Below are 24,126 nucleotides of genomic sequence, written 5' to 3' on the forward strand. Positions count from 1 at the left end.
TTTGCTACCGCAGAAGTACGAATGAAGAGAATAAAGCTAACCATATTCGCAATCATGGTGGGAATGATATTTTCACATACAGGACTTGCTGGAATCTTGCCAAATGACCTGCCAACCATTGAAGCACTGATAGACCAGCATAAGGAGTGTATGAGTGCCGAAGATGAGAGCAACCGCCAGTTGGCTGCCAATGCCTCTATCAAGGCTATGGTGAAGGATGTCGCCCAGAAGTATGATGATGTCAAGAGTATTCTCGACAAGAAGAGTAATGATGCCTTGTCGTATCTGGCTTTGGCAGCAGAGATGAGCCGTTGCGTGACGAATACTGTCAGACTGACGAATGAGTATTCCGAGTTTACCCGCTTTGCAGCAGACCATCTCAAAGGCAAACCGTTGGTTGCTTGGTATGCCTTTGAAGCCAATTACAAGGTATCGAAAGAGATCAAGAATATCAGGAAACTCTACCTTGCTGTGGCAGCATCAGAAACACAGTTCTTCAGAGCTACCAACAAGGAACGCATGAATATCATCTGGACGCTGAACCAAAGCATTACGAATATGCGTGACGTCATCCAGCAAGCATACGTATGGTGTGACCTGTTGGTAGGTGGGTATTTTCACGAGAGTCATATTTGGGAGATTATCGATACGTCCGTACTAGAGGAAATAGGAAAAAGCGTAATAAAAGATTGGCCAATATGAGAAAGACATTGATTACAATAACGATGGGTTTGGCTTTACTGCCGCAGATGAGTAAGGCTCAGGTCTATGATGAAGAAAAACGTCTGCAATGGCGGTCGATGGAAACCGGCCCGTTGGAGTTTGAACCGAAGTTCTACTATTGGCTGTTTCATAACAACTATGCCCATCATGAGTGGGAATGGGAGTGGCATGGACTGTTCCATAGCGGATTCTATCTGAACCTGAAGCCCCATAAGAGCGATGCCAAGCCACTGTTGCCGAAACGTACGTTAGGTGCTGCTACTGATGAGTGGACACGGGAATCCACTGATGCCCAGGAGAAGAACTTCAAGCATCAGCTGGAGCAAGAGACATTGGCAGCAGCAGACCGCCGGATTGATGCCGCCTATCTGCTCTTCAAGGATGACTTTGACGAGATGCAGCAGAAAATCTCTGCAGGACTAACCTATTGCATGGCCAACAGCAAAGGCGATACCAATGTCATATCCTTGGTTAACAGCCTCTCCAATCAGAACCGCTTTATCACGGAGCAAGTCAGTTACGTACATAAGAGCAGTAACGGCTATGAGCTGGAGAATGCCAAACGGGAAGAGTGCTATATCAAGCTGAAAGCTGATATGGAGAAGGTGACACAAAGCACCATTGACTTGATGAGATATGTAGAAGTTTCAAAATAGTAAAAACGATGAATGAATTATTAAACTGTAATGTGGGCTGTATCTTCCTGACAATGGGCTTGCCGACACTCGATCCAGTGATGACCAGTGTGCTGGACTATATCCACCAGCATGCCTTGTTCTTGGGTTCGTGGGGAGGCTTTGCCAAGTCGTTAGGACTGATACTTGCCATGTGTGTGACCAGCTATGAGTGCTGGATGATGATGCTTGGACGGCGAGGCATTGACGTGATGAAGCTGTTCAGGATAGTAGGTATCTCACTGTGTATCGTCTCTGCCAATGCCATTGCCGATGCCGTGGCAGCCCCAGGTGAACAGATGGGACGTGTGATGAAAGCGCAGGCTACCAGAAGTCACCAGCGTATCGATGCACTGGAAAAACATGAGGCAAAACTCCAGAGCCAGTACCTCGATAAGCTACGGGCGCATAACGACTCACTGGACAGAAAACGCAGGGCAGAAGCCAAACTGTCAGAAGATTCCCATTGGTGGGAGGAAGTCGCCTATGCCGTGAAGAACATGGACAATGCCGTGGAGCAGTGGGCCAAGGAAGCCGCTGTTATTGCAGAGACCAAGACGGCAGAGACCATCAATATGCTGATACGGTATATCGGGGAGATTATCTATCAGGTGGTCTATTTCGGAATGCTGTTAGGTCAGGCCTTCATGATGAACGTGCTGAAAATCTTCTGTCCCGTAGCCTTTGCCCTGAGTATCGTACCACCTTGGGCCAGTGCGTGGAGCCAATGGATTAGTAAGTATGTGAGTCTGTCGCTATGGGCACCCTTGATATATATGTGTAGCATCTATGCGGACATGATACTGAAATATACCATCCTACAGGACACCACCGCCTACACCACACTGCTTGGAAGTGCCAGCTATACCTGGGGAGAGATAGGAGGACTTGGAATGCAGGGCATCGGAAGTACCTGTATGTATGTAGTAGGATTGTTGGTAGGAGCCATGCTCATCAAGTTCGTGCCAGAGCTCGCCTCATGGATAGTACCAGGAGGAGCCAGCAGCAGTATCGGTTCAGCTGTCAGCAGCATGACCACAGCAGGAGCAGCAGCCGTCGGAGGTACAGTAGGTGGTGTTGTCGGTGGAACCATCGGAGTGACAAGACATACTGTAGGCGGAGCCGTCAAGGGAGGCGTGACAGGATATGCATCATCAGAAGGCGGTGGATTGAGCGGCGCATGGAATGGTGCCGTATCTGGAGGCCGTCGCGGATTCGAGCGAGGTATGGACTTCAATGTCGGTACGCACATGAGAGACAAACAGTATAAGTAAGTGAAAAGTGAAAAATTAAACAGATATAACCATGTTAATAGAAAGTTTAGAGAAGAAGACAAAATTGGCTATGTTCACGGTATTGCTGGCAGTCTGTGCCAGCACCGTGATTTGCGGCCTGTGCTTTTACTTTGCCACCAAGCTGGTCAGAGACCAACAGCAGCAGGTGTATGTGTTGGACGGGAGCATCCCGTTTATGGCAGAGCGCAGTAAGAATGAGATGACCTTTGACATTGAGGCCAAGGCACACATCCAGTTGTTCCATCAGTATTTCTTCAACCTCTCGCCAGATGACGAGTATCTGAAGTGGACGTTTGGTAAGGCAATGTATCTGGCTGATGAGAGTGCTTTGAGACAGAAACAAGCCATCGAGGAAACAGGATTTTATTCACAGTTGCTCTCCAGTTCAGCCGTAGAGACCATCGTAGCAGACAGTATCGAACTCGACAAAGACCAGATGAGCTTCAAGTATTACGGTACGCAGATGATTAAGCGCCGAACCAACAGCGTAAGGCGTAGCATCATTACCGTAGGAAAGCTGCAGAACGTACCAAGGACGCAGAACAATCCCCATGGTCTGCTGATTACCAACTGGCGTACGCTGGAAAATAAAGACCTGAAATCATATTAAGTGAAAAGTGAATAATAAAGTACCATGAATATATTCAAGAATAAGCAAACACACGAGTATAAGGAAAAGGAGCGTTACCGACTGAGAAGAGCCAGAATCTGGGGCTATAAGATAGGAAAGAAATACGCTATCGGAGAGAAGATTGCCAAGGCCAATGCCTGGGCAGACGGTCACAGACGCAAGACTGCAGGAATCTTGTTCTCCGTGAATGCCACCATCTACGTTATCGGTTTCCTGCTGTGTATGTCTGGAAATGACAGTAATAGCATCAATGACCCCATGCAGGACTTTGCTCAGGTACAGCCCATGTTTGCACAGCTGCATCGTATCGAAGACATGAAGACCGTTCAGAAGAATACCTTTGTGACTCTGAGCAATAGGGCAGTAAGACTGAAACACGAGGTCGATTCGCTGATGGCCAAGCCCGGTAAGACCCATGCAGATTCCGTGCTTGCACTCGAAAAGTATGATGAACTCCAAACGATTATGAATAAATAACCAAATAAGAAAAGAACCATGAAGATAGATTTCAAGAAGATTGATTTTCGACAGGGAAAGTACTGGTTCCCGCTGGTACTCTTCGTTCCCTTGGTAGCCATAGCCTATTTCTCCTGTGAGATGTTCAAAGGTCCGACAGAGCAGACAGGTATGGTCACCGACAGTATCAATACCATGATGCCAGAGCCGGCAGGTGACGGTCTGCATGGCAAGTTTGCTGCCATGGAGGACAATATCCTCAGAGGCGACGGCTATACCGCCATCAATGCCCTTGGCGCGGAAGAGCAGGGAGAGAGCGATGACGAGAACGTGTATAGCGAGAGTGAGATGGACAGAATCGACAAGGAGAAGGCAGAGAAGAAACGCCAGGAGCAAGAGATGGTAGCCCTCCAACAGCAGCTCAAAGAGTCGAGGATGCACATCAACCAATATGATGACCGCTATACCGGCCATAGCAGTAATGGCAGTCAGCAGCGGGAGATGGAGCAGTTTGAGGAGCAGATGCGCCAGATCCAGGAGCGAAGCAGGAAGATGGCACGGGACATCACTGGTGATGACTATCCTTCAAGGAATGGTCAGCAGGCACAGCCCAATCTGAATGGCCAGATAGCAGGCTATGACATCTACGGCAATCCTATCATGGCTAACCAACAGCCCAAGAAAGACACCATAGCCGTTGTTGCCAAGGCTGATGATACCCATGCGGAAAGCTTCAATACCATTGCTGATGATGAAAAGCTCGATGCCCCACTGATTAAGGCCATGATAGACAAGACCACCAAAGCCCATGAGGGAACCAGACTCCGCTTCAAGCTGTTGGATGATGTAGTTGTTATGGGTGTGAAGCTGAAGAAAGGCACCTACCTCTATGGAACAGTGACCGGCTTCGGTCAGCAGCGAGTGATGGCAGACATCACGAGTATTCTGGTGAAGGATAAGTTCCTGAAGATTCACCTGTCAGTCTATGACCTTGACGGTATGAAGGGATTTTACGTACCTGAGTCAGCCTTTAGGGATATGATGAAGAATGCCGGTAGTGCTGCCATGCAGAGCAACATCAGCTTTGACTCCAACGGTGGTAGCGGTATCTCAGCACAGGCACTGGCTCTGCAGGCTCTGCAGAATGCCTATCAGAGTACATCAAGTGCCATTTCACAGGCTATTAAGAAAAACAAGGCAAAGATTAAGTATAACACCATTGTATATCTGATTAACGAACAGTAAGACAGAATAACAATTAAAGACATAATAACAGAATAACAAAAGAGTAACCATGAAAAGTATGAAAAAGATTCTATTTGTAGCAGTGGCTTTGATGGCCATGAGCACAACCAATGTAAGTGCAGAGACAACACAGTCCAATGACGTATATCTGAGCACCATCTATGTCAACGAGCAGGTAACCACCCACTTGATTATGCCAGAGACCATTCGCTTGGTGGATATCTCCACTGATACCATCGTTGGCAACCAGGTCAATGACAATATCGTGCGTCTGAAACCCAAAGGTGCGATGCAGGACTATGAGCAAGCTGGCATCGTGACTGTCATCGGAGAACGGCATATCGCCCAGTATAAGTTGGTCTATCGTAGTTGTCTGCCCTTTGCCAGTACCCGCTTCACTGTTCCGTACTGGGATATGCAGGAATACCAGAATCCTGATGTGAGTATGTCTGTAGGAGAGATGAGCCGCTATGCCATCCGTATCTTTAACACCAAGCGCAGTGTGGAGAATATCCATACCAAGAAAGACAAGATGAAGGCATGGGTGAACCATATCTGTTCGGCAGGTGACTACTTCTTCATTGACTTCTCACTGGAGAACAAGACCAAGATACCATACGACATTTCAGAGATACGCGTCAAGCTGGAGGATAAGAAGCAGAAGAAAGCCACCAACTACCAGAGTGTTGAGCTGACACCAGAGTATATGCTGAACTGCAACAAGCACTTCAAGAAGCGCTACCGTAATGTGCTGGCGGTAAAGAAGCTCACCTTCCCAAAGGCCAAGGTCCTGAAGATCGAGGTCAGTGAGAACCAGATTTCCGGCAGAACCATCGAGCTGAACATCAACTATGATGATGTGCTGGATGCCGATTGCTTTGACGATTAAACAAACAAAGGTAGAAGAAGAGCATGATTCAGGAAACCAAGGAACAGCAGCAGATGTATAATCTGTTCCGATCGTTCATCTATATTTTCTTGATTATCGAGTTGGTGATGCATATGCCTGTCCATACAGGGAGTAGCATTGCCAACTCCTTTTTGCAGATGATAGCCAGACTGGGCTTTTTTAATTCTGTGGTGTCGTGTAAGGTGATAGAGTTGGTGACCATCTTGATTACCTGTGCAGGAACAACGGCACGACGGAGCTTGAAGTTTGATGTGAGGACGATGGTCGTCTATCCCTGTGCGGCAGGAATCACCCTGACCGTGCTATGTATCTTTGTCCAGCCCAGTCATTGGGGAACCCATATTGCAGGCTATTCGCTGAACCGCATTCTCTATCTTGTTACCTCGATAACAGGCGTGATGTGTATTCACCGAAGCCTCGATGCCATTGCGCAGTACTTTAACTGCAAACTCGGTGAAGACCGCTTTAACTTTGAGAACGAGAGCTTCCAACAATGTGAGCAGTTGGTGGAGAATAAGTATAGCGTCAATATCCCGATGATCTTCTACTATAAGGGACGAATGCGAAAAGGCTGGTGCAATGTGGTGAACCCTTTCCGAGGTACATGGGTAGTAGGAACACCAGGTAGCGGTAAGTCTTTCTCTGTGGTAGAACCCTTCATCCGACAACACTCAGCCAAGGGCTTTTCGTTAGTTGTCTATGACTACAAGTTTCCAGCACTTGCAGAGATGACCTTTTACCACTTTAACAAGAATAAAATGCTTGGTAATATCCCCAAAGATATGAACTTCAATATCATCAACTTTACCGATGTGGAGTACTCCAACAGAGTGAACCCCATCCAACGGAAGTACATCCCAGATTTGAGTGCTGCCTCAGAGACAGCAGCCACACTGCTTGCAGCCCTGAACAAAGGTGCAGGACAGGCAGGCGGTGGCGGAAGTGACAAGTTCTTTACCAACTCTGCTGAAAACTTTCTGGCAGCCATCATCTATTTCTTTGTTACCTTCCGTCCTGTGGCATGGAAGAACGGCAGAAAACTGCATCACATGATTATCAGTGACGGACGAAAACTGGAAATCAAGATACGGATGTGGGATGACTATGTGGCATTGGATAAAGATGGTAATGTCGTTCTTGACTTCACTGATAATGACGGTAATAATGTCAGCACCGATGCCGATGGTATGCCAGTCACCTTGAAAGGCTTTTCGTATGTCGATAGAGAGGGGAGAGTAGTCTTTATCGAAGATGAGTTCTACGAGGATGATGAAGGATGTATCACCCAGCCCGACACCTTTACGGGCGAGTATAGTGACATGCCCCATGTACTCAGCTTCCTGCAGCTCAGTTATGAAGATTCCTTTAATATCCTAATGCAAGATGAAAACATCATGTCGCTGATGGCCCCATTCAAGAGTGCCTACGATAATAATGCCATGGATCAGTTGGAAGGTATGGTTGGAACACTTCGTGTCAACGCTGCACGACTGGTATCACAGGAAGCCTACTGGGTATTCTCGGGTGATGACTTCGACCTGAAGGTATCAGACCCCAAGAAACCCTCGTATCTGATTATCGCCAATGACCCGGAGAAAGAACAAGTGATAGGTTCTCTGAATGCCCTGATATTGAACCGTCTGACTACCCGTGTCAATAGCGGACAGGGAAAGAACGTGCCGGTGAGCATCATCATCGATGAGTTGCCGACACTCTATTTCCATAAGATAGACCGACTGATAGGTACAGCACGTAGCAATAAGGTCAGTGTGACGATGGCCTTTCAGGAACTGCCCCAGTTGGAAGCCGACTATGGCAAGAACGGTATGCAGAAGGTGATAACCACGTGTGGTAATGTCTTCGCTGGTTCAGCGAGAAACAAGGAAACGCTGGAATGGTTGCAGAATGACATCTTTGGTAAGGTGAAGCAGACCACCCAGAGCATCAGTATCAATGATGAGCGTGTCTCTACCTCCTTCAATGAGAAGATGGACTGTCTGGTTCCTGCTGCCAAGATTGCCGATATGGCCACTGGTTGGATCTGCGGACAGACTGCACGCGACTTTACGCCCACAGAAGCGGCAGCTATGCACAGCGTGAACCTCGAAGAGACCGACGAGTTCAAGACCACCAAGTTCTTTTGTAAAACCAACTTCGATATGAGCCATATCGAGGAAGAGAAGAAACACTATACCCCCTTGCCCAAGAAATACTGTTTCGAGAATGAACATGAGAAAGAAGTGATGCTGGCAAGAAACTTCCGACGCATCAATGAAGAAGTGACTCAGCTCACAGCCAGTTTGCTTGGAAAAGAAAATGCCCAATAAACAAAGAAGCCTGCCTCCAATGCGAGACAGGTTTCTTTCGTTATAGCGTATTCGCGATGGCTCTGACTTTGGCGTTATAGGAGTCCATGTTTTCCGCATATCCGATACGTTTTAGGAAAGCATAGTAGTCTTTGTCCTTCTTGGGGTTATAACGTCGTTGTATCATGCGGACATAACCGGCAACAGACTCTTCCCAGGAACGGAAACGATAGTAGTCATGAGAGGATGAGTTATAAAGCCCGAAGAGGTTGTTGTAGTTCCGGCAAACATTTGAAGAACCATAGCCCGTTTCAAGGCAATACTGAGCAGCTACAATTTTCGGGAAGAGAACACCGCAATCCTTCATGACCTTGAAGAGGTTGTGAAGGTTTAGCGGTCTGTCAGGTCTGGAGGCAAAATGTAAGTTCTCCATTTCTTCCTGCAAACTACAGATGTAACTGTTCAGATGATTGATGAACGGCTCTGGATTGATGGATTTCCATTCCCCATCAATAAGTCTTTCAGCCCGGATATGCAGATGCGGGCCTGTTGACTTACCTGTATCAGAGGACAAAGCCACTATCGTTCCTGCTGATACGATATCCCCTTCTCTGACGGCAATCAGTCCTAAGTGACCATACAGGATGCGTAGTCCTATATGGTTGATGATGACATGATGACCATAGCCCGATTCGCTATATACCACCTTTTCGATGACTCCTGGCATCATTGCGTAAACCAGAGAGCCTTTGGCACAGCGCAAGTCTATTCCGTTGTGAAATGTCCCTTTTACAAAAGTAACAGGATCCTGACGATAGCCATAGTCGGAAGTGATATGGATGAAATCCAAAGGAAGAGCCACTGAAGTACGACGGTTCAGAAGTTCCATCATCATACTGTCTTTGATAGAAACGAATAAAGGGACATCGTACTCAATGGCTATTTCCTGATGCGAAGGAAGGTCAAAGTATTCTTTTGAGCTCTTTTGTTCAGAAGCCGCTAAATTACAGGAATCCGTCTGAACCTCTGAAATCGGCTTACTTTTAACTACCTGTGGCAGCTTTTGAACCGTATTAAACTGTGCCGGACAAGATACTGGAATTGTCGGCAGGAATAAGAAGTATAAGAAATAATTTTTTCTGCTTTTCATGGTATTATTTGTTTTAATTTTGCACTCGGTTTGATAAACCAAGTCACTCCTGAATACGGGTGCAAAGGTACGGAAAACCGACGAGGAAATCGAAAGAATAAAAACTTTATATCCTCTGAGTAATCCTGCCACATTTTAATAATAAGGTATAACTATCAAACAAAAGAAGAGAATGGGAAAGCTATTTGGTGAAAGAGAACTGAGTAAGAAGGACTTTGAGCGTATCGACATAGATGTAAGGTCGATGCCCAAGGAAATCAAGGAGAAACTGTTGAACGGTGAGCTCACTCCACTTGTGGAGATCCGTGACCAGCTGGACAACGGCATCATCGCCACCATGCCTGTGAAGCTACGTTTGCAGCGAGATACAGACGGCAATGCCGTGCTGAAAGCCTATCCAGTGAGCAGGGACATCGTGAGTGACCTGAAGCTACAGGATGCAGAGCTGAAACGTCTGCAGGCTGGAGAGGTCATCCAGAAGGACATCCGTGAGGGCAATCGTACGAGAACCATGTTCCTCCAGTTAGACCAGGAAACAAAGTCGCTGCTGAAACGGGAGGTCAATAAGGCTGAGATTGACAAACGCATCGATGAGCTGGAGCATGTGAAGGACATCACCCTTGGTCAGAACCAGCGTCAGGCCATCAGAGAAGGTAAGCCAGTGGAACTGGAGGTAGGCGATACCAAGGTAACAGTCGGTGTTGACCTCCGTCAGAACTCCGGCTTCAAGGCCATCGACGGTGACATGTCAGAATGGAAGCGTCAGCAGGAAATCAAGTGGGACATGGCCAATCCCGGTCAGATGGGCTACTGGCAGACCGACGAGAACCGTTGGGAGTACAAGCAGGTTCAGGAGAAATACAAGATACCGGAGGCTAAGAAGGAAGAGAAGAAGACTGTCAAGGAGGAAGTGCGACAGACGCTCCACTTCAAATAAGAGAACAAAGGTATAACAAGGTAAAGATTGAATAAAGGATAACAACAATGATTCTTGCCATTTCTTAGATACTATGAAAACACGAGACCTTATAATCTATACTGTGAAAACACACTTTTAAATTCAGGAAACATGGAGAAAACAGGAAATACTTATGAAGAGCTTGTACAGCTCAAAGAATCAGGAGAGATAGGCTGGCGCGAGTTTATCCGCAGGCAGCCTGAGATGGAGGATGACTACTATCACTGGTGCGTGGAGAACGACCTCGACATGAACGAGGACACGGCAGAAGCCTTTATGACGCTCACCGAGGAACACGTAGTGGCATAGTAGCAGAACTCCAAAGTTAATAACAACAAAATAATGACTACACTATGGAAGATAACAAGGATAACAGTGTAAAAGAGACTGAGCAAAAGCCCCAGGAACAGACTGAGGGCAAGACTGGCGGTAAGACGATGGCAGAAAAGGCCATCGACCGCTTCGCTCAGATGATGGTCACCCGTCTGGAGGAGATGAAAGGCCAGCAGTGGGAAAAAGGCTGGATTGACGGAGGCGGCAGGACGCACGGCCTGCCTCAGAACCTCTCCGGTCGCCGCTATTCAGGACATAATGACTTCTTCCTCCAGCTGCATACCGCTGCCAACGGCTATGATGTACCCGTCTATGCCACCTATAAGCAGATAAAGGAAGCTGGAGCCACTATCGCCAAGGGTGAGAAGGCCATGCCCGTCATCTATTGGAATGTCACCCATAAGGATGAGAACGGTCAGAAGGTTTCTGATGAAGCCTACGAAGCCATGACCAAGGCAGAGCAGGAGAAAGTCAAGACCATCCCCATTATGATGGGCTATTATGTCTGGAACCTGCAGCAGACCAACTTCCCTGAGATCAAGCCAGAGCAGTATGCCAAGCTGCAGGATAAGTTCAAGGCACCGCATATCGAGGATGCCACCGGTATGTACACCTCCAAGGAGTTCGACCAGATGATTGACAAGCAGACTTGGGTCTGCAAGATCAACAATGTCGAAGGTGCCGGTGCTTACTACAGTCCGACAAAGGATGAGATTACCGTTCCGACGAAGAAACAGTTCAAAGTCCACGATACCCCGGAGGAAGTCTTTAAGGACGGTATGGAGTACTACAGCTCCATCGCCCATGAGATGGCTCATTCTACAGGTGTAGAGAAACGACTCGGAAGAGATATGGAAGGACATTTCGGTGATCCGAAGTATGCCAAGGAAGAACTTGTTGCAGAGCTGACCGCTGCCATGGTAGGTAATACGATGGGCTTTGACAAACGCATCCTCGACAACAATGCCAAGTATGTCGATTCCTGGATGGACACCCTGAAGAAAGAGCCCCGTTTCATTCTCAGTGTGATGGCCGATGTCAACAAAGCCTCGAAGATGATCCTCGACCATGTGGATGCCCAGCGTCTGGAGATGGGCATGACAGCCCTCCAGCCCAAGGAAGAGACAAACAACGGGAAAACAACGGAAGCCAAGGTTGCCCCAGAGACCAAGATGGATATAGCAGCAGAACCTATCGCCAAGCCCAAGACCAAGGCAGAAGAAAAGGCAGAACTTGCCAAGGAAACAGCAGCCGTCTTTAAGGACTTGAAGGAAAAGCATCCCGATGCCCTGCTATTGATGCGTAAGGGAGACTTCTATGAAGCCTTTGAAGACGATGCCAAGAAAGTTGCCAAGTCAACAGGCTTGAAGGAGCAGCATATCATCAAGGAAGGTTTTGCTAATAAGGAAAACAAAGAGGGTGAAAAAGGCGTTTCCTATGTCAACTTCAAGAACACCAGTCTTGACAAGTACCTGCCCAAACTCGTCCGTGACGGCCATCGTGTCGCCATTGTCGATAATCTGGAGGATATGGCCAAGCAGCGTATTGCAGACAGGAACGAGCTGCAGGTTAAAGCAGAGAAACAAAAGAACCAGCAGACTCAGCAGACCTCACAGGTAGCTAAGACCATTCCCTTGGATCAGTTCAATAAACTCGAAACCGAGGATGGTAAGAAGATAGACCATTTTGCCGTGTTCAAGATGAAGAGCGGCAACTACGGTGTGAGGGCTATGGTGGACGGTCAGCAGATGAGCGTCAAGGCACTGGATAAAGAAGACCGCAATGCCTTCTTCGAGCATACCACTACCAAGGCTGCTTTGGTCCAGAAGTACTATGGCAAGGAGCTCTCCCAGCCAAAGCAGGAAGAGCGTAGCAGAGCCAGAGCGATGTAACAGGAAGTAGTAAGAAAGGAAAAAGTACAAAGATAAAACGATGTTTGAAGAATATAAGGCGTTCAAGGAAAAGGTCGGTGTGGATGATGTCGCTGCCTATCTTGGCTATAAACTCGATAGAAAAGCTGGAGTCGGCAAATATGTCGAGTACAATATCCGTGATGGTCGGGGACGTAAGATTGACTCCATTGTCATCAGTCACCCGGGCGACAAATCCAGCCAGACCTACTTCCATAGGAACGGAGCCAGTGGCGGCGATGCCATCAGTCTGATAAAGGCAAACATCAATAGTTTTGGCGTGACGGGCAGCAGCGAGGCAGAAATGCTTGCTGCCGTCATGTCGAAGCTTACCAGTGATGACACTTTCATTACCAAGGCCGAGGACAGGTATAAGGACATGAAGCCACAAGTCTTCGATATTAAGCGTTTCCAGATGGAAAATGCAGCAGAGCACTTCGAGGCAGTGATGTCCTTTTTCAGGGCACGTAACATTGATGAAGAAACTGTCAGGACATTCCTTCCCTTTATCATGCGAGTCACTGATACCGAAGCCCAGTATAAGTACAAGGATTTGGCATTCCCCTATACCAAGCCAGGCTCAGAGAAGATAGAAGGTTTTGAGTTACGCGGCTATAATAACTTCCGTCAGAAGGCACCAGGCACGAATAGCAGTAGTGCAGCATGGATTGCCGACTTCACAAAGGAACAGCCCGATAGTGCCAAGAATGTATATTTCTTCGAGAGTGGCTATGATGCGATGGCTTTCTATCAGGTGAACAAGTCAAGGCTGATTCTCGAAACCTCCGTATTCGTCTCTACGGGCGGCACTTTTTCCAGTCAGCAGATCAAGGGCATCACAGACTATTATCCGCAAGCCAGATACTGGGACTGCTTTGACAATGACATCCCCGGCATCCTCTATGGTGTCAGGATGGAGTCACAGCTGAGTGGGCAGTTTGTCAATATCGTTACTACCGATGATACCATCATCTTCCAGAAAGGAGCAGATGAACTCCGCTTGAAGAAAGAGGAAGTCACTCTGCCCAAGGTCAGAGAGAAGTTAGGCTTGGAAAGACATATCTATGTATGGAAAGCCCCGAAAGCCTTTAAGGACTGGAATGATGTGACAATGAACAAACCCATGAAAGACCTGCCTGTAAAGACTAAGTACCAGAGAAACGAAAACCTGAGAGAAAACAGAAGAAAGAGCAAAGTATGAGAATAAGAATACGATATGTACTAACAGCTATGCTGCTGACAGTGACGCTTACGAGTCATTCCCAGCAGACAGACCCGGCACTGACGGCCGCTGTGACGGCTCAGACTGTCACCCTGAAAAGTCTCTTTGATGCCCGTAAGAGCACGCAGGAAAAGATCTTGGCCGCTACAGGAATTGAGAACGTACAGCTGCAGCAGTTGCATGATATTGAGAAGAAGGTACTCGACTATATGGCCAATGTCTCAGGACTGATGCAGAACCTCTATCAGGTGAAGCGTACGACAGAACTTGTCACCGTAGAGATACCAAAGAATATCAATGAGGTGACGAAAGCCTGCAAGGGACATCTGAAAGGTACAGCTATTGCTTTGGCCGTCTCTGATGAGGTGAAGAGTGTCTATACCGAGATTGCCAGTCTCTCTGCTCTTTGTACCTCACTGGTTAAGACCAAGACCGTTGACGGTAATAAGGTGAACCTCCTCAATGCCGCAGAACGCTACTGGCTGTGTGAGAAAATTGTATCGTCACTTGAAGACATCAATTCTGCACTATATATCCTTTCCTGGCAGATACAGTACTTGTCATGGGAAGACCTCTGGCGAGGCCTTGATCCAGAGACCTGGTGCAACTACATGCAGGGAAAATGGATGGCTGAGTCATGTATCAGGGACTGGGATGACCTATTGAAGTAAGAGGTAAGATGTAAGAAATAAGAGAGAAGAAAGAATAGGATAACAATAGTAAACACACTTTAATCAAACAAAAAAGAAAATGGAAAGCACTAAATCAATCGGCATCTGCCCCATTTGCGGACAGGGCCACATCACAGAGCACCCCTTCGGATGGGCATGTGACAACTCAAAGAAGAATGACGACGGAACATGGTACAACTGTAAGTTCGTTGTGTTCCGACAGTATCATGGAGCCAACATCACCGAGGAAGACGTAAAGACGCTTTTGGCAACAGGTGAGACAGGTGAGCTTCAGATGTGCAACAAAGAAGGGAAACCCTTCATCGGGAAGCTCGTCATCAAGGAAGGCAAAGTACAGTTGGCATTTCCTCCCCGTTACCTCGAAGGACGTTGCCCCGTCTGTGGAGGTCGTATCAAGGTGACTGGTAAGGGCTATGCCTGTGAGAACTTCTTTAAGAAAGATGAAGGCCACTGCAACTTCTTCATCAGTAGCACACTCTGTAACAGGGTCATCACGGAACAGGAGGTGGAGAACTTCCTGGCAGGAAAGAAGCAGATTCTTGACGGCTTCTGTTCCAAGGCAGGCAAACACTTTTCTTCTTTGCTGTCCACCACGATTGAAGGAAAGGTGATGCTGAACTCCACCATTTGCCAGTGTCCTCAGTGTGGCGGTGAGATACGAGTCGGGCCACGAGCCTATAACTGTTCCAACTATAGCAACGAGGACGTGAAATGTCAGTTCTCCGTCTGGCGAACCATCGACGGTCATGAGGTGACACCCGAAGAAGTCAAGCAGCTCTGTGACAAGGGCGAGACCGATGAGGTCATACATTTCTACCGTAAGGACGGCAGCCAGTTCGACAAGAAACTGAAGTTGGAGGATGGCAAAGTCATCCTGGCATAAGTATAATCAAGTATAACCCTTATAAAATAATATCATAACAAACAAAAGAAGCAAAATGAAAATCACAAAGTTTATTCCATTAGCCATGCTCTCAGTGGTGCTGCTGGCATCCTGTCAGAGCCGTGAGAGTAAGATCAACAAGTTAGTATCGAGCCATCTGGAGCAGTCACTGGAGAATCCTCAGAACCTAAAGGTGCTGGAGATTGCAGAGCCAGACTCTGCTTTTGGCCTGAACTACTTTACAAAGCAGGAGCAGGCCTATATGCTCGGCACAGTTACCAACGTCACCAAGGTTCTGATGGAGCGCACGGAGTACATGACCAAGCCTGACTTGGATGATGCTTACACGATGACCCTTGCCGACTTGGAGATGCGTATGTCCACAGGACTCTTTTCGGGAATGCTCGGTGACTGCAAGAAAGGAGCCTGGTCAGGATGGAAAGTCAGAGTCACCTATATCTGTAAGAGTAAGTACGGCTGCATGTACAAGGCACAGCGATGGTACTTCCTCGACAAAGACTGCCAGACCGTAATCCGAAGCTTTGACCTGCCCATTGTAGAGACAAGCAAGGCAGACAAGACTACAAAGTCAGCTACCAAAAAGAAACAAGGAAATACTGCCAGCAAAATCATGTTATCAACAGGAAAGTAATAACCCATAAAAACAAAAAGAAAGAATGAAAAACACAGTCAACAAGTATTTCGAGGTCAAAGTCAAGATGCAGAAGACCCAAGAAGATGGCACTCAGAAGAAGGTCAGTGAGCAGTACGTAGTAGAAGCTGCTACCTTTGGTGAGGCAGAGCGTCGTATCACAGAATGCCTGAAGCCCTATATCGAGGGTGAGTTTGATGTTACCGACATCAAGATAGCAGGCTACTGTCAGATTATCAGCACCAATCAGGATGCAGACAAATTTTTCAAGGCCAAGGTTTCTTTTGTCACCTTGGATGAGACTACAGGTAAGGAGAAGAAAACCTCTGAGTTGTATCTGGTGCAGTCTGATACGCTGGAATCTGCAGAGAGTGATGTGAAGTCATTCCTGAATGACAGTAATACCGCTATCAGCAGTATTTCTGAGACAGTCATCCTTGATGTGTTCCAACTTGATTGAAGGCCATGAAAGTAGTATTAGCAGAGAAACCCAGCGTTGCCCAGAGCATTGCCCGTATCGTAGGAGCCACCCATAAGAAGGATGGCTTCTTCGAGGGCAACGGCTGGCAGGTGACCTATGCCTTTGGTCATCTGATACAGTTAGCCATGCCTGAGAACTACGGCTATAACAGTTGGTCGAAAAGCAATCTTCCTATGTTGCCCAAGGAGTTCCTGATGATTCCCCGACAGAAGAAAGAGGGCAAGACCTATAAGAATGATCCAGGCGTGATGAAGCAGCTCAAAATCATCAAGCACCTCTTCGAGGAAGCAGACTCCATCATCTGTGCGACTGACTCAGCCAGAGAGGGAGAAGCTATCTTTAGGTATATCTACAATTATCTCGGCATCAAGAAACCAGTCTTGCGTCTGTGGATTAACAGTCTGACTGATGCCGCTATCAAGGATGGCTTTTCAAATCTCCAGCCTGATAGCAACTATGATAATCTCTTTCTTGCTGCCAAGGCACGTAGCGAAGCTGACTGGCTCGTGGGTATGAATGCCACACAAGCCTGTAGCATTACAGGGAAGTCGCTCTGTTCCATTGGCAGGGTGCAGACACCTACACTGGTGATGATTGTGGAGCGATACTTGCAGAACAAGGAATTTAAGTCTGTTCCTTTCTGGCAGGTTGCTCTGAATACGACCGATGGTGTGAAGCTGATGAGTGCCGGTAAGTGGGATGAGAAGGGTCAGGCAGAGCGAGCCTATAACACAGCAAGCAAAGCCCGTAATGGGAAAGTCATTAAGGCCGAGAAGAAACAGAAGACGGAACTGCCGCCATTGCTGTTCAGCCTGACAGATTTGCAGAAGGCTGCAAACTCCAAGTACGGCTATTCAGCTGACAAGACGCTGAACATAGCCCAGAGTCTCTATGAGAAGCAGCTCATATCCTATCCACGAACTGGCTCATCGTACATCCCCGATGATGTGTATGACACTATCCCTGGACTACTGAAGAATCCAGTCTTTGATAAGTTTAGAGCAAGTGTTGATACCATCGTAAAGCCTTCCAAGCGTAGTGTCGATGCCTCGAAGATAGAAGACCACCATGCATTGCTTGTAACGGGAGTTAATCCTAAGACCAAGGACATCAAGCCCGATGAGCAGGTTATCTATGATATGATACTCGGCAGGATGGTAGAAGCCTTTTCAAGACCCTGTGAAAAGGAGATTGATACCTACACCGTTGATGCAGGAGGGTATCTCTTTACAGAGTCGAGTACCATCATTCTCCAGAAAGGCTGGAGGGCTGTCTATGGTATCGATGATAAGGAACGTCTGGCTGTTCCTTCATGGTATCAGGGTGAGACCATCTGCTTTACTGGTGCAGAGTTGCAGCAGGGACAGACTAAACCCAAACCGCTGCATACAGAAGGAACATTGCTTGCAGCTATGGAAACCTGCGGTAAGGACATCGATGATGAAGCACAGCGAGAGGCCATTAAGGATAGTGGTATCGGTACACCAGCCACCAGAGCAGGTATTATTGAAACCCTTGTTGCCCGGAGCTATGTGGTGAGGGAAAAGAAATCGTTGGTTCCTACGCCCAAGGGTATGGAAATCTACAAGATCGTCAGGGACATGGATATTGCCAATGCCAGTCTGACGGGACTGTGGGAAGCAAAGCTTGCTGCCATCGAGCGGGGTCAGTTGAATGTCAGCCAGTTCAACAGTGACATTGTAGAGTACACCAGGCATGTGACTGATGAGTTCCTGCATTCAGACTTGAAGCCTATCCTCACAGGTAAGCAGACAGAGATAGAATGTCCGCTATGTCATCAGGGGCATATACGCTTCTTTGATAAGGTAGCCAACTGTGGGAACGAAGGCTGTAACTTCCATATCTTCCGTACCATCCTGGGAAAGAAGCTAACCAATAGTGAGCTGACAGACCTTATCATCAAAGGCCAGACCCGTGAGTTGTCAGGCTTCAAGTGTAAGGATGGAAAGCCATTCAAGGCAAAGCTGAAGAGAGATGATAAAGGAGGCATAGCCTTCGTGTTTAGTCAGAAGAAAGGAAATAATCAGCGATGAAAAGAACTATGTCTTACATTGTGGCAGACCAGCACCGTCTCTCTGTTGAGCGTGATGAGCAGCGCGTCCATGAGCTTGGTTTCGGTAATCCTGATAAGAATTTTAGGAATTACAAGTTCTTTACTTGTGACATACGTTTTGGCATTGCTCAGCCTGTTCTGGAGGAAGCTGCCTTCCAGCTGCTCGGCTATGAGCGTTTTTCCATTACCGGTATGGGTGACAAGACTGTCATGCCAAACCCATGGGATGACCTTTTTAATACGCTTAAGTGGGCTATTGACAATAAGGGACTTAATCCGGACTACCTTAGACGTGTGAGCAAGTATGACTTCTCGGTTCCTGAGAATGAGAAAGGCGAACGTCCACAGCATACTTCTGATGATGAGTGGGAGCATTATGTCAAGCAGGTGAATAGCAATGAACGGCGTATTTTCTCATCTGCGGAACTTCGTGAGATTGCCGCTATTCTGCCGGATACGTTGAAGCTTGACCTATTCAATGACCTTGTCAATATCAGCCGTATTGCCGATGTGCATGCAGTTGTCAACCATATTCTTGTGCAAAATGATGGTGACGATGCTGTGCGTTTCGTGAATGCCGTTAAGGAACGTCGCCAGTTGCTTCGTGATCAGGGACTTCCTGTTAATTCTGATGCAGACCGTAAAATTATTCGGGAACTTCTCGCGGAAAGCCCGTTGCTTGCTATGCCAATGACAAGGGATGCAGCACGGAATCGTCTGCCTGAATCATCAAAACTCTTGGATAAACAGAAGTCAGACAATAAGGTAGCGAAGAAGGTAAAGATGAATGACAGACAGGAGGAAACCCCTCGCAGATCGTTTCATCGTTAAGGTGAAGAGTGTAATAGGATAAATATCAAACCAAAGTAATAAAGAATAATATGAAACAGACAAAATCAACAAAAACAGTAGCTGCAAACATGGTAGTGAAAAGAGTAGTACTCAAACAGCTCAATAATGAGAAGTTCGGTACGGTAAAAGTCGTCAAGACCGAAGATGGTGAAGGATTTGCCTGCCTTGACGACCTATGTGACATTCTGAATCTGTCCAAGAAAGAAGTGATAGAAAAACTTGATGGCCACCTGCATACTGTCTCACCCAAAAAGACTGAGGTGACAAAGTATGACACGGACTATGTGGATGAAGTCGGCATCTATCTGCTGTATTTCCTGAGTAAGGAAAAGTATACCATTCAAGTACAGAATTGGTTGGACAAGGAGTTTTTCCAGTCGCTGCATGAACAGCACCGTGACGATACAGCTACAGATCATGACACGCTTGTCTTAGATGTGGACTTTCAACGTCAGGTGCTGCGCAACATGGCCACCGCCGACAATGTGATAAAGTCTGGCCATTTCATGAAAGGAAAGGATATTCCAGAATTGACGCAGTCACATCTGATAGGGTGGTGGCATAATCTCAATGACCAGACGATTTTTATGCTTCAGTTTAACTGCCAGTCTGACAGTTATGTCTATGAGAACGTCAGAATGAATGTCTATCTGCGAAAGATGGTTGACGGTAGGATTGATGTGTGCGCCATGCACATCAGTTTCCTTGATCTCGATGATGACAATCGTGAGTTCCTTGTAATCGATACTATCATTCCCTGTAGTGTAGTATTGGACGGCTCGATTCTGGATTTTATCATGGAAGACCAGTTTGCAGACGTGGATATTTTGGAACCAGGGGATCTTAACACTATTATGATTTTGAATGGTACAATGTCATTCCATCGCTCACGTCGAATTGTGAAGAAGGAACCGCAGGGTATCATAGAGTTTTTGTAGTTAGCCTGTAAACTGGAATAGAAGAAGGCAGGGAGTCGTAATCCTCTGCCTTTTTCATTTATTGCTCTTTAACCCGTAAATAATCAGGTCGATTGTGTGCAATTGTCAAATAATGAGTTATACTCACTTTCTATTTGCATCTTCTCAACTAAGAACTCTACCCATGCCTCAGTATATAAATAGTTGTCGTTAGCATAGTCATATACACAGTATCTGGAATCTGTCAACTCTGGTGAATCTGATTCGTTTTCAGGCCTGACTTTGTATTTTTTCCAACAGCGTGTGTGAGTATCTTGATTGAATTTTTGGGTTTGTTTGTTTCCTCGTGTTACCATCGGGTTCCCCAATCTTTCTTGCACTCGTTTTACAACGACTCCGGGTTTCAACTTATCTTTGTTCGTTACTGACACCTGCATGACTTTGGGCTTCACTAGAGCCGCTATTCGCATTGTATTTCTTTTTTCTTCATCGGTCATCTTGTCATAGGCCATAAATTGAATAGGCAGGGCATCTTCACTATCGTGGTTCGCGACTTGTATAAGAAAGGCTTTGAAAGCATATTCTCCACTGTTTAAGATGTCAGTGCTAATGGAATGCCTATACTTCTTGATATAGTTGATAACCGCTTCAGAGTCTTTTGTAGACTTTATACAATCACTAAAAGCTGAAGATGTGGGAAATAGCTGCAAAGCAAAAGATAAAGTTTCTCTTAAACGATGTTCTTCGCCAAACTCTTTTTCTATTATCTTGTCAAAATTCAACAAGAAGGACTCACACTCAGCAAAAATGTCAGGATCTATTTCTGGCATAAACTTGTGCTCAAGTTTGTTTCGCAGTGGGATGAAAAATTCTATATTCTTTCTGATGGCGCTATTCTCTGTCTTGAAATATTTCTTGACACATTCCTGCAATTCCCAATAGAACAATTCACCATTAACTCTTTTAAATCTACCATTCTTGTCCTTGTAGATTGGCTTAATTTTCTCTCTGTAGAAATAGGCATGGAACAGAGAAGTCCATGCGATGCACATAAGGACTATATAACCTCCCGATCGGAATTTGGTGGCCGGTTTATTATATACCTCAATTGCCAACATTGCAGATTCCTTAGCTTTTTCAAGCATGTTTCGAACTTTATATGGAAGTCTCTTACTCATTGAATTATGAAATGTTATTGGTACTAATGATACTATATGCTCCCTTTGTTTCCTGTTGAATGGCTACTTGAAAAGGTCTTTAAGAGTAACTACATTTTGGAATGCACTGCTGTATTGGTTGTTCGCTAGTCCGTATGTTGTGACTAGTACAGGATGAATAGCCTGACGGATTCCATTCGTCGAACGGAATACCCGTACCCTACGCTCAATATCATCATAATCCTTTTTCTTCATTACATAGTCACCATCATAGAATTTCATTTCGCACACGTTGATTACTTTATCTGCACGTTTAATTATCAAATCAATCTGCGCTTTTTCTTCTGCTGTTTGTGGAGACGTCCATGAATAGACTTTAGTACTAATGACAGCTATCCCCAAAGCCTGTTCTAACTGTTTATGGTGATTCAGGCAAAGCTGTTCAAATGCTAGCCCTGCCCATGTGTCATGTTGACGTGTTCCTATCTGATACTGCCAGAATGCCTTGTCAGTCTTACCGTTGTTCTTGATAAACTTGTAATAGAACAAAGAGAATGGGTCCACAAGTTGGTAGATACTCATCTTTGACTTGTTGCCATAGCCTTGATAGCGACGGATGAAATCGCAATTTATGAGATCTTGCAGTATTGTCGAAAAGTGCCCGTTGTTATCGAGCTTTGTAGCTTTCAGAATCTCTTCACGTGTCAATCCTTTATTCTTGGAACTTAGGGCCTGAACAACTTTTATATAATTGTCGGATTTCTGGAATAATGATGTGTACAGAGCGTTGAACTCATCATCGAGACGTCCTTTGTCTGCAAAAAACATCTCGTCAACGTTCTGCGAAAGACTTGCACCACGCCTGATGTTTTTCAGATAGAAAGGAATGCCTCCCATAATCATATAGCATTCAGCAATCTCCTTGTCCTCCATAATGATGTCACGGCTCTTTAGGTACTCTTTACATTCTGCCAATGTAAATGGACGGATATAGATCTTTTGCGTTACGCGATTGTGTAGGCCGCCTCGATTCTTCAGAATCTTCTTTGTCATCCATGAGGTGGCTGAACCGCAAACAATAAGAATGAGATTGTTCTGTGTTACAGCCCAGTCATTCCAAAAATGCTCCAATGCAGAAATCAGATTGCTCCCTCTAGAATCCATCCAGGGAAGCTCATCAATGAATACCACCCGTTTACCTTTAACGTTTACTCTCTCTAATAGTTCTCTAAGCATATTAAAGGCTTCGTACCATGTGCGTGGCTTCTTATATTTTGTACCACCACTGTATCTATTAAGTGACACCGCAAAATTCGCTAGCTGTTCACGCTTGCTTTTCTTGGCAAGTCCAGTTAGCTTGAATGAATATTGGTCGCCAAAGAATGTGTTGACAAGGAATGTCTTGCCAACTCGTCTTCTACCATAGACAACCACAAATTCAGCTTCCTTTGATAATACTATAGATTCAAGATGCTTCTTTTCTGCATCACGTCCTATCAATATGTCCTGCTTCTGCTCCATACTTGTTATGTTTTATTGATGCAAAAGTAGTAATAATTATTGAAATCACAAAGAAAAATGCAAACTTTCGGGCTAAATGTTGGCATTTTTATGCGATTTAGCCCCGAAGTCTGCATAATTTATGTGGATTATCCCGTTTTCTACTTTATGTTCTACTATCGTTTCCTGCTATAGAAAGATAAAAATGCAGACTTTCGGGCTAAATGTGGTCTTTTTTGTTAGATTTAGCCCCAAAGTTTGTAATTAATGAGTCTTTTACATGTCAAATCAACGGATTCTAATTACTATTTTTGCGTAAATACGCATTTTTCGTTAATGGATTAGATGCAAATGACCCGCCAGCAGTTCTTGTGGTATGCTTGGCGGGGACTCTTATCAAAATAGAACGACCCGCACATTTGAGCATCGTTGAGAGGCTTGGCGGGTTCTGGTGGTGCAAAGGTAAGAATTATTTTTAGAACTTCTAAGAAAAATCCTTAGATATTGTATTTTTAGTTTTGTTTTTTTGCTTTTTCCTTCATAAAAGTGCTTTCCAACGTGCCTTGTTAACTCAAAAAGCTACTCTTTACGAGGACTGTACCCATCTTGACGATGCGGTAAAGATTGACCGCAACACAGATGGGCAGGGCTATGATGCCGATGGCCATAGAGACTGCCAGCTTGATTAGCATGAAGATAAGCATAGTCAGGCAACCGCCGATGCAGATCATGTTGTTCATGAAGCCGGAGAGAACTGTCAGGCCGCAGAAGAGGGCTGCCATAGCATAGCCATCAAAGATGCGTCCATCAGGAACATTGTCGAATACGAGGTTGAGCCTGTACCCGATGACGAAGAGTACAGTGTAAGTCACCAGACGCATAAATGCCTCACGAAAAGCCCTTGCCTCGTTATAGTCGCTGAATACCAGGGAGAGAATCCGTCCCATTCTCTTGAATACTGTCGTATTTGTTGTTGTCATCATAGTCGTACTGTCTTTAAAGTTGATAAATGTGAATTGAGCCATATCCCTTTTGTGGAGTATCTAACTCCATCAGGGTGCAGCCATGACACATTAGCGTGCCTCATATAGACTGGGCATGTAAT

Annotated in this window: 23 protein-coding genes; 19 read left to right on the top strand and 4 right to left on the bottom strand. The window is 46.0% G+C overall.

Features of this window, described 5'->3' with window-relative positions:
* Window positions 1–21: 21 nt before the first annotated feature.
* From M1D30_RS03785 to M1D30_RS03820, 8 genes are read left to right on the top strand one after another with little or no spacing between them, the layout of a single operon-like run.
* Complete coding sequence (locus tag M1D30_RS03785; protein WP_248506422.1) at window positions 22–702, top strand: hypothetical protein; 681 nt, start codon at window positions 22–24, stop codon at window positions 700–702.
* The gene (locus tag M1D30_RS03790) at window positions 699–1,379 is read left to right on the top strand and encodes a DUF5045 domain-containing protein (RefSeq protein ID WP_248506424.1); all 681 of its coding nucleotides are present in this window, start codon (window positions 699–701) and stop codon (window positions 1,377–1,379) included. The genes M1D30_RS03785 and M1D30_RS03790 overlap by 4 nt, the downstream gene beginning before the upstream one ends.
* Window positions 1,380–1,387: 8 nt before the next feature.
* Entirely contained in the window at window positions 1,388–2,671 is a 1,284-nt protein-coding gene (locus tag M1D30_RS03795) for a hypothetical protein (protein WP_248506427.1), read from the top strand.
* 31 nt (window positions 2,672–2,702) lie between these two features.
* On the top strand, window positions 2,703–3,302 hold the full coding sequence (gene traK, locus M1D30_RS03800) for a conjugative transposon protein TraK (protein ID WP_248506428.1): 600 nt from the start codon (window positions 2,703–2,705) through the stop codon (window positions 3,300–3,302).
* Between the two features lie 24 nt (window positions 3,303–3,326).
* Window positions 3,327–3,800, top strand: a complete 474-nt coding sequence (locus tag M1D30_RS03805; RefSeq protein ID WP_248506431.1) for a hypothetical protein — start codon at window positions 3,327–3,329, stop codon at window positions 3,798–3,800.
* Between the two features lie 18 nt (window positions 3,801–3,818).
* Window positions 3,819–5,024 (top strand): conjugative transposon protein TraM, encoded by a 1,206-nt coding sequence (gene traM / locus M1D30_RS03810; RefSeq protein ID WP_248506432.1) that lies wholly within the window; start codon window positions 3,819–3,821, stop codon window positions 5,022–5,024.
* 58 nt (window positions 5,025–5,082) lie between these two features.
* Window positions 5,083–5,913 (top strand): conjugative transposon protein TraN, encoded by an 831-nt coding sequence (gene traN, locus M1D30_RS03815; RefSeq protein WP_248506434.1) that lies wholly within the window; start codon window positions 5,083–5,085, stop codon window positions 5,911–5,913.
* A 23-nt stretch (window positions 5,914–5,936) separates the two neighbouring features.
* On the top strand, window positions 5,937–8,261 hold the full coding sequence (locus tag M1D30_RS03820; RefSeq protein WP_248506436.1) for a type IV secretory system conjugative DNA transfer family protein: 2,325 nt from the start codon (window positions 5,937–5,939) through the stop codon (window positions 8,259–8,261).
* A 40-nt stretch (window positions 8,262–8,301) separates the two neighbouring features.
* Here M1D30_RS03820 and M1D30_RS03825 read toward each other — a convergent pair whose 3' ends face one another.
* Window positions 8,302–9,135 carry a peptidoglycan DD-metalloendopeptidase family protein gene (locus M1D30_RS03825; protein WP_248506438.1) on the bottom strand — a complete coding sequence of 278 codons (834 nt, stop codon included), beginning with the start codon at window positions 9,133–9,135 and terminating at the stop codon, window positions 8,302–8,304.
* Window positions 9,136–9,562: 427 nt separating this feature from the next.
* Here M1D30_RS03825 and M1D30_RS03830 point away from each other — a divergent pair, with 427 nt between their 5' ends.
* The 11 genes from M1D30_RS03830 to M1D30_RS03880 all read left to right on the top strand — a co-directional run bounded on the left by M1D30_RS03830 (window position 9,563) and on the right by M1D30_RS03880 (window position 20,385).
* Window positions 9,563–10,327 carry a DUF4099 domain-containing protein gene (locus tag M1D30_RS03830; RefSeq protein WP_248506440.1) on the top strand — a complete coding sequence of 255 codons (765 nt, stop codon included), beginning with the start codon at window positions 9,563–9,565 and terminating at the stop codon, window positions 10,325–10,327.
* 132 nt (window positions 10,328–10,459) lie between these two features.
* Window positions 10,460–10,657 carry a hypothetical protein gene (locus M1D30_RS03835; protein WP_248506442.1) on the top strand — a complete coding sequence of 66 codons (198 nt, stop codon included), beginning with the start codon at window positions 10,460–10,462 and terminating at the stop codon, window positions 10,655–10,657.
* A 44-nt stretch (window positions 10,658–10,701) separates the two neighbouring features.
* Entirely contained in the window at window positions 10,702–12,573 is a 1,872-nt protein-coding gene (locus tag M1D30_RS03840) for a zincin-like metallopeptidase domain-containing protein (RefSeq protein WP_248506450.1), read from the top strand.
* 40 nt (window positions 12,574–12,613) lie between these two features.
* Window positions 12,614–13,792: a toprim domain-containing protein gene (locus M1D30_RS03845; RefSeq protein WP_248506452.1), complete on the top strand. Its 1,179-nt coding sequence runs from the start codon at window positions 12,614–12,616 to the stop codon at window positions 13,790–13,792.
* Complete coding sequence (locus M1D30_RS03850) at window positions 13,789–14,484, top strand: hypothetical protein (protein ID WP_248506454.1); 696 nt, start codon at window positions 13,789–13,791, stop codon at window positions 14,482–14,484. The genes M1D30_RS03845 and M1D30_RS03850 overlap by 4 nt, the downstream gene beginning before the upstream one ends.
* 79 nt (window positions 14,485–14,563) lie before the next feature.
* Window positions 14,564–15,388, top strand: a complete 825-nt coding sequence (locus tag M1D30_RS03855) for a topoisomerase C-terminal repeat-containing protein (RefSeq protein ID WP_248506456.1) — start codon at window positions 14,564–14,566, stop codon at window positions 15,386–15,388.
* Between the two features lie 55 nt (window positions 15,389–15,443).
* Complete coding sequence (locus M1D30_RS03860; protein WP_248506457.1) at window positions 15,444–16,040, top strand: hypothetical protein; 597 nt, start codon at window positions 15,444–15,446, stop codon at window positions 16,038–16,040.
* Window positions 16,041–16,065: 25 nt separating this feature from the next.
* On the top strand, window positions 16,066–16,500 hold the full coding sequence (locus tag M1D30_RS03865) for a DUF4494 domain-containing protein (protein WP_248506459.1): 435 nt from the start codon (window positions 16,066–16,068) through the stop codon (window positions 16,498–16,500).
* Between the two features lie 5 nt (window positions 16,501–16,505).
* Window positions 16,506–18,575 carry a type IA DNA topoisomerase gene (locus M1D30_RS03870; protein WP_248506461.1) on the top strand — a complete coding sequence of 690 codons (2,070 nt, stop codon included), beginning with the start codon at window positions 16,506–16,508 and terminating at the stop codon, window positions 18,573–18,575.
* Between the two features lie 8 nt (window positions 18,576–18,583).
* Window positions 18,584–19,426 carry a hypothetical protein gene (locus M1D30_RS03875; RefSeq protein WP_248506463.1) on the top strand — a complete coding sequence of 281 codons (843 nt, stop codon included), beginning with the start codon at window positions 18,584–18,586 and terminating at the stop codon, window positions 19,424–19,426.
* A 50-nt stretch (window positions 19,427–19,476) separates the two neighbouring features.
* Window positions 19,477–20,385: a BRO family protein gene (locus M1D30_RS03880; RefSeq protein ID WP_248506465.1), complete on the top strand. Its 909-nt coding sequence runs from the start codon at window positions 19,477–19,479 to the stop codon at window positions 20,383–20,385.
* An 83-nt stretch (window positions 20,386–20,468) separates the two neighbouring features.
* Here M1D30_RS03880 and M1D30_RS03885 read toward each other — a convergent pair whose 3' ends face one another.
* The 3 genes from M1D30_RS03885 to M1D30_RS03895 form a co-directional block, all read right to left on the bottom strand.
* The gene (locus M1D30_RS03885; RefSeq protein WP_248506466.1) at window positions 20,469–21,542 is read right to left on the bottom strand and encodes a DUF3644 domain-containing protein; all 1,074 of its coding nucleotides are present in this window, start codon (window positions 21,540–21,542) and stop codon (window positions 20,469–20,471) included.
* A gap of 63 nt (window positions 21,543–21,605) precedes the next feature.
* Window positions 21,606–23,042, bottom strand: coding sequence for an ATP-binding protein (locus M1D30_RS03890; protein WP_248506468.1), 1,437 nt, complete (start codon window positions 23,040–23,042; stop codon window positions 21,606–21,608).
* A gap of 545 nt (window positions 23,043–23,587) precedes the next feature.
* Entirely contained in the window at window positions 23,588–24,004 is a 417-nt protein-coding gene (locus tag M1D30_RS03895) for a hypothetical protein (RefSeq protein WP_248506470.1), read from the bottom strand.
* Between the last annotated feature and the right edge of the window lie 122 nt (window positions 24,005–24,126).

The sequence above is a fragment of the Prevotella sp. E15-22 genome, assembly GCF_023204875.1.
GTDB lineage: Bacteria > Bacteroidota > Bacteroidia > Bacteroidales > Bacteroidaceae > Prevotella.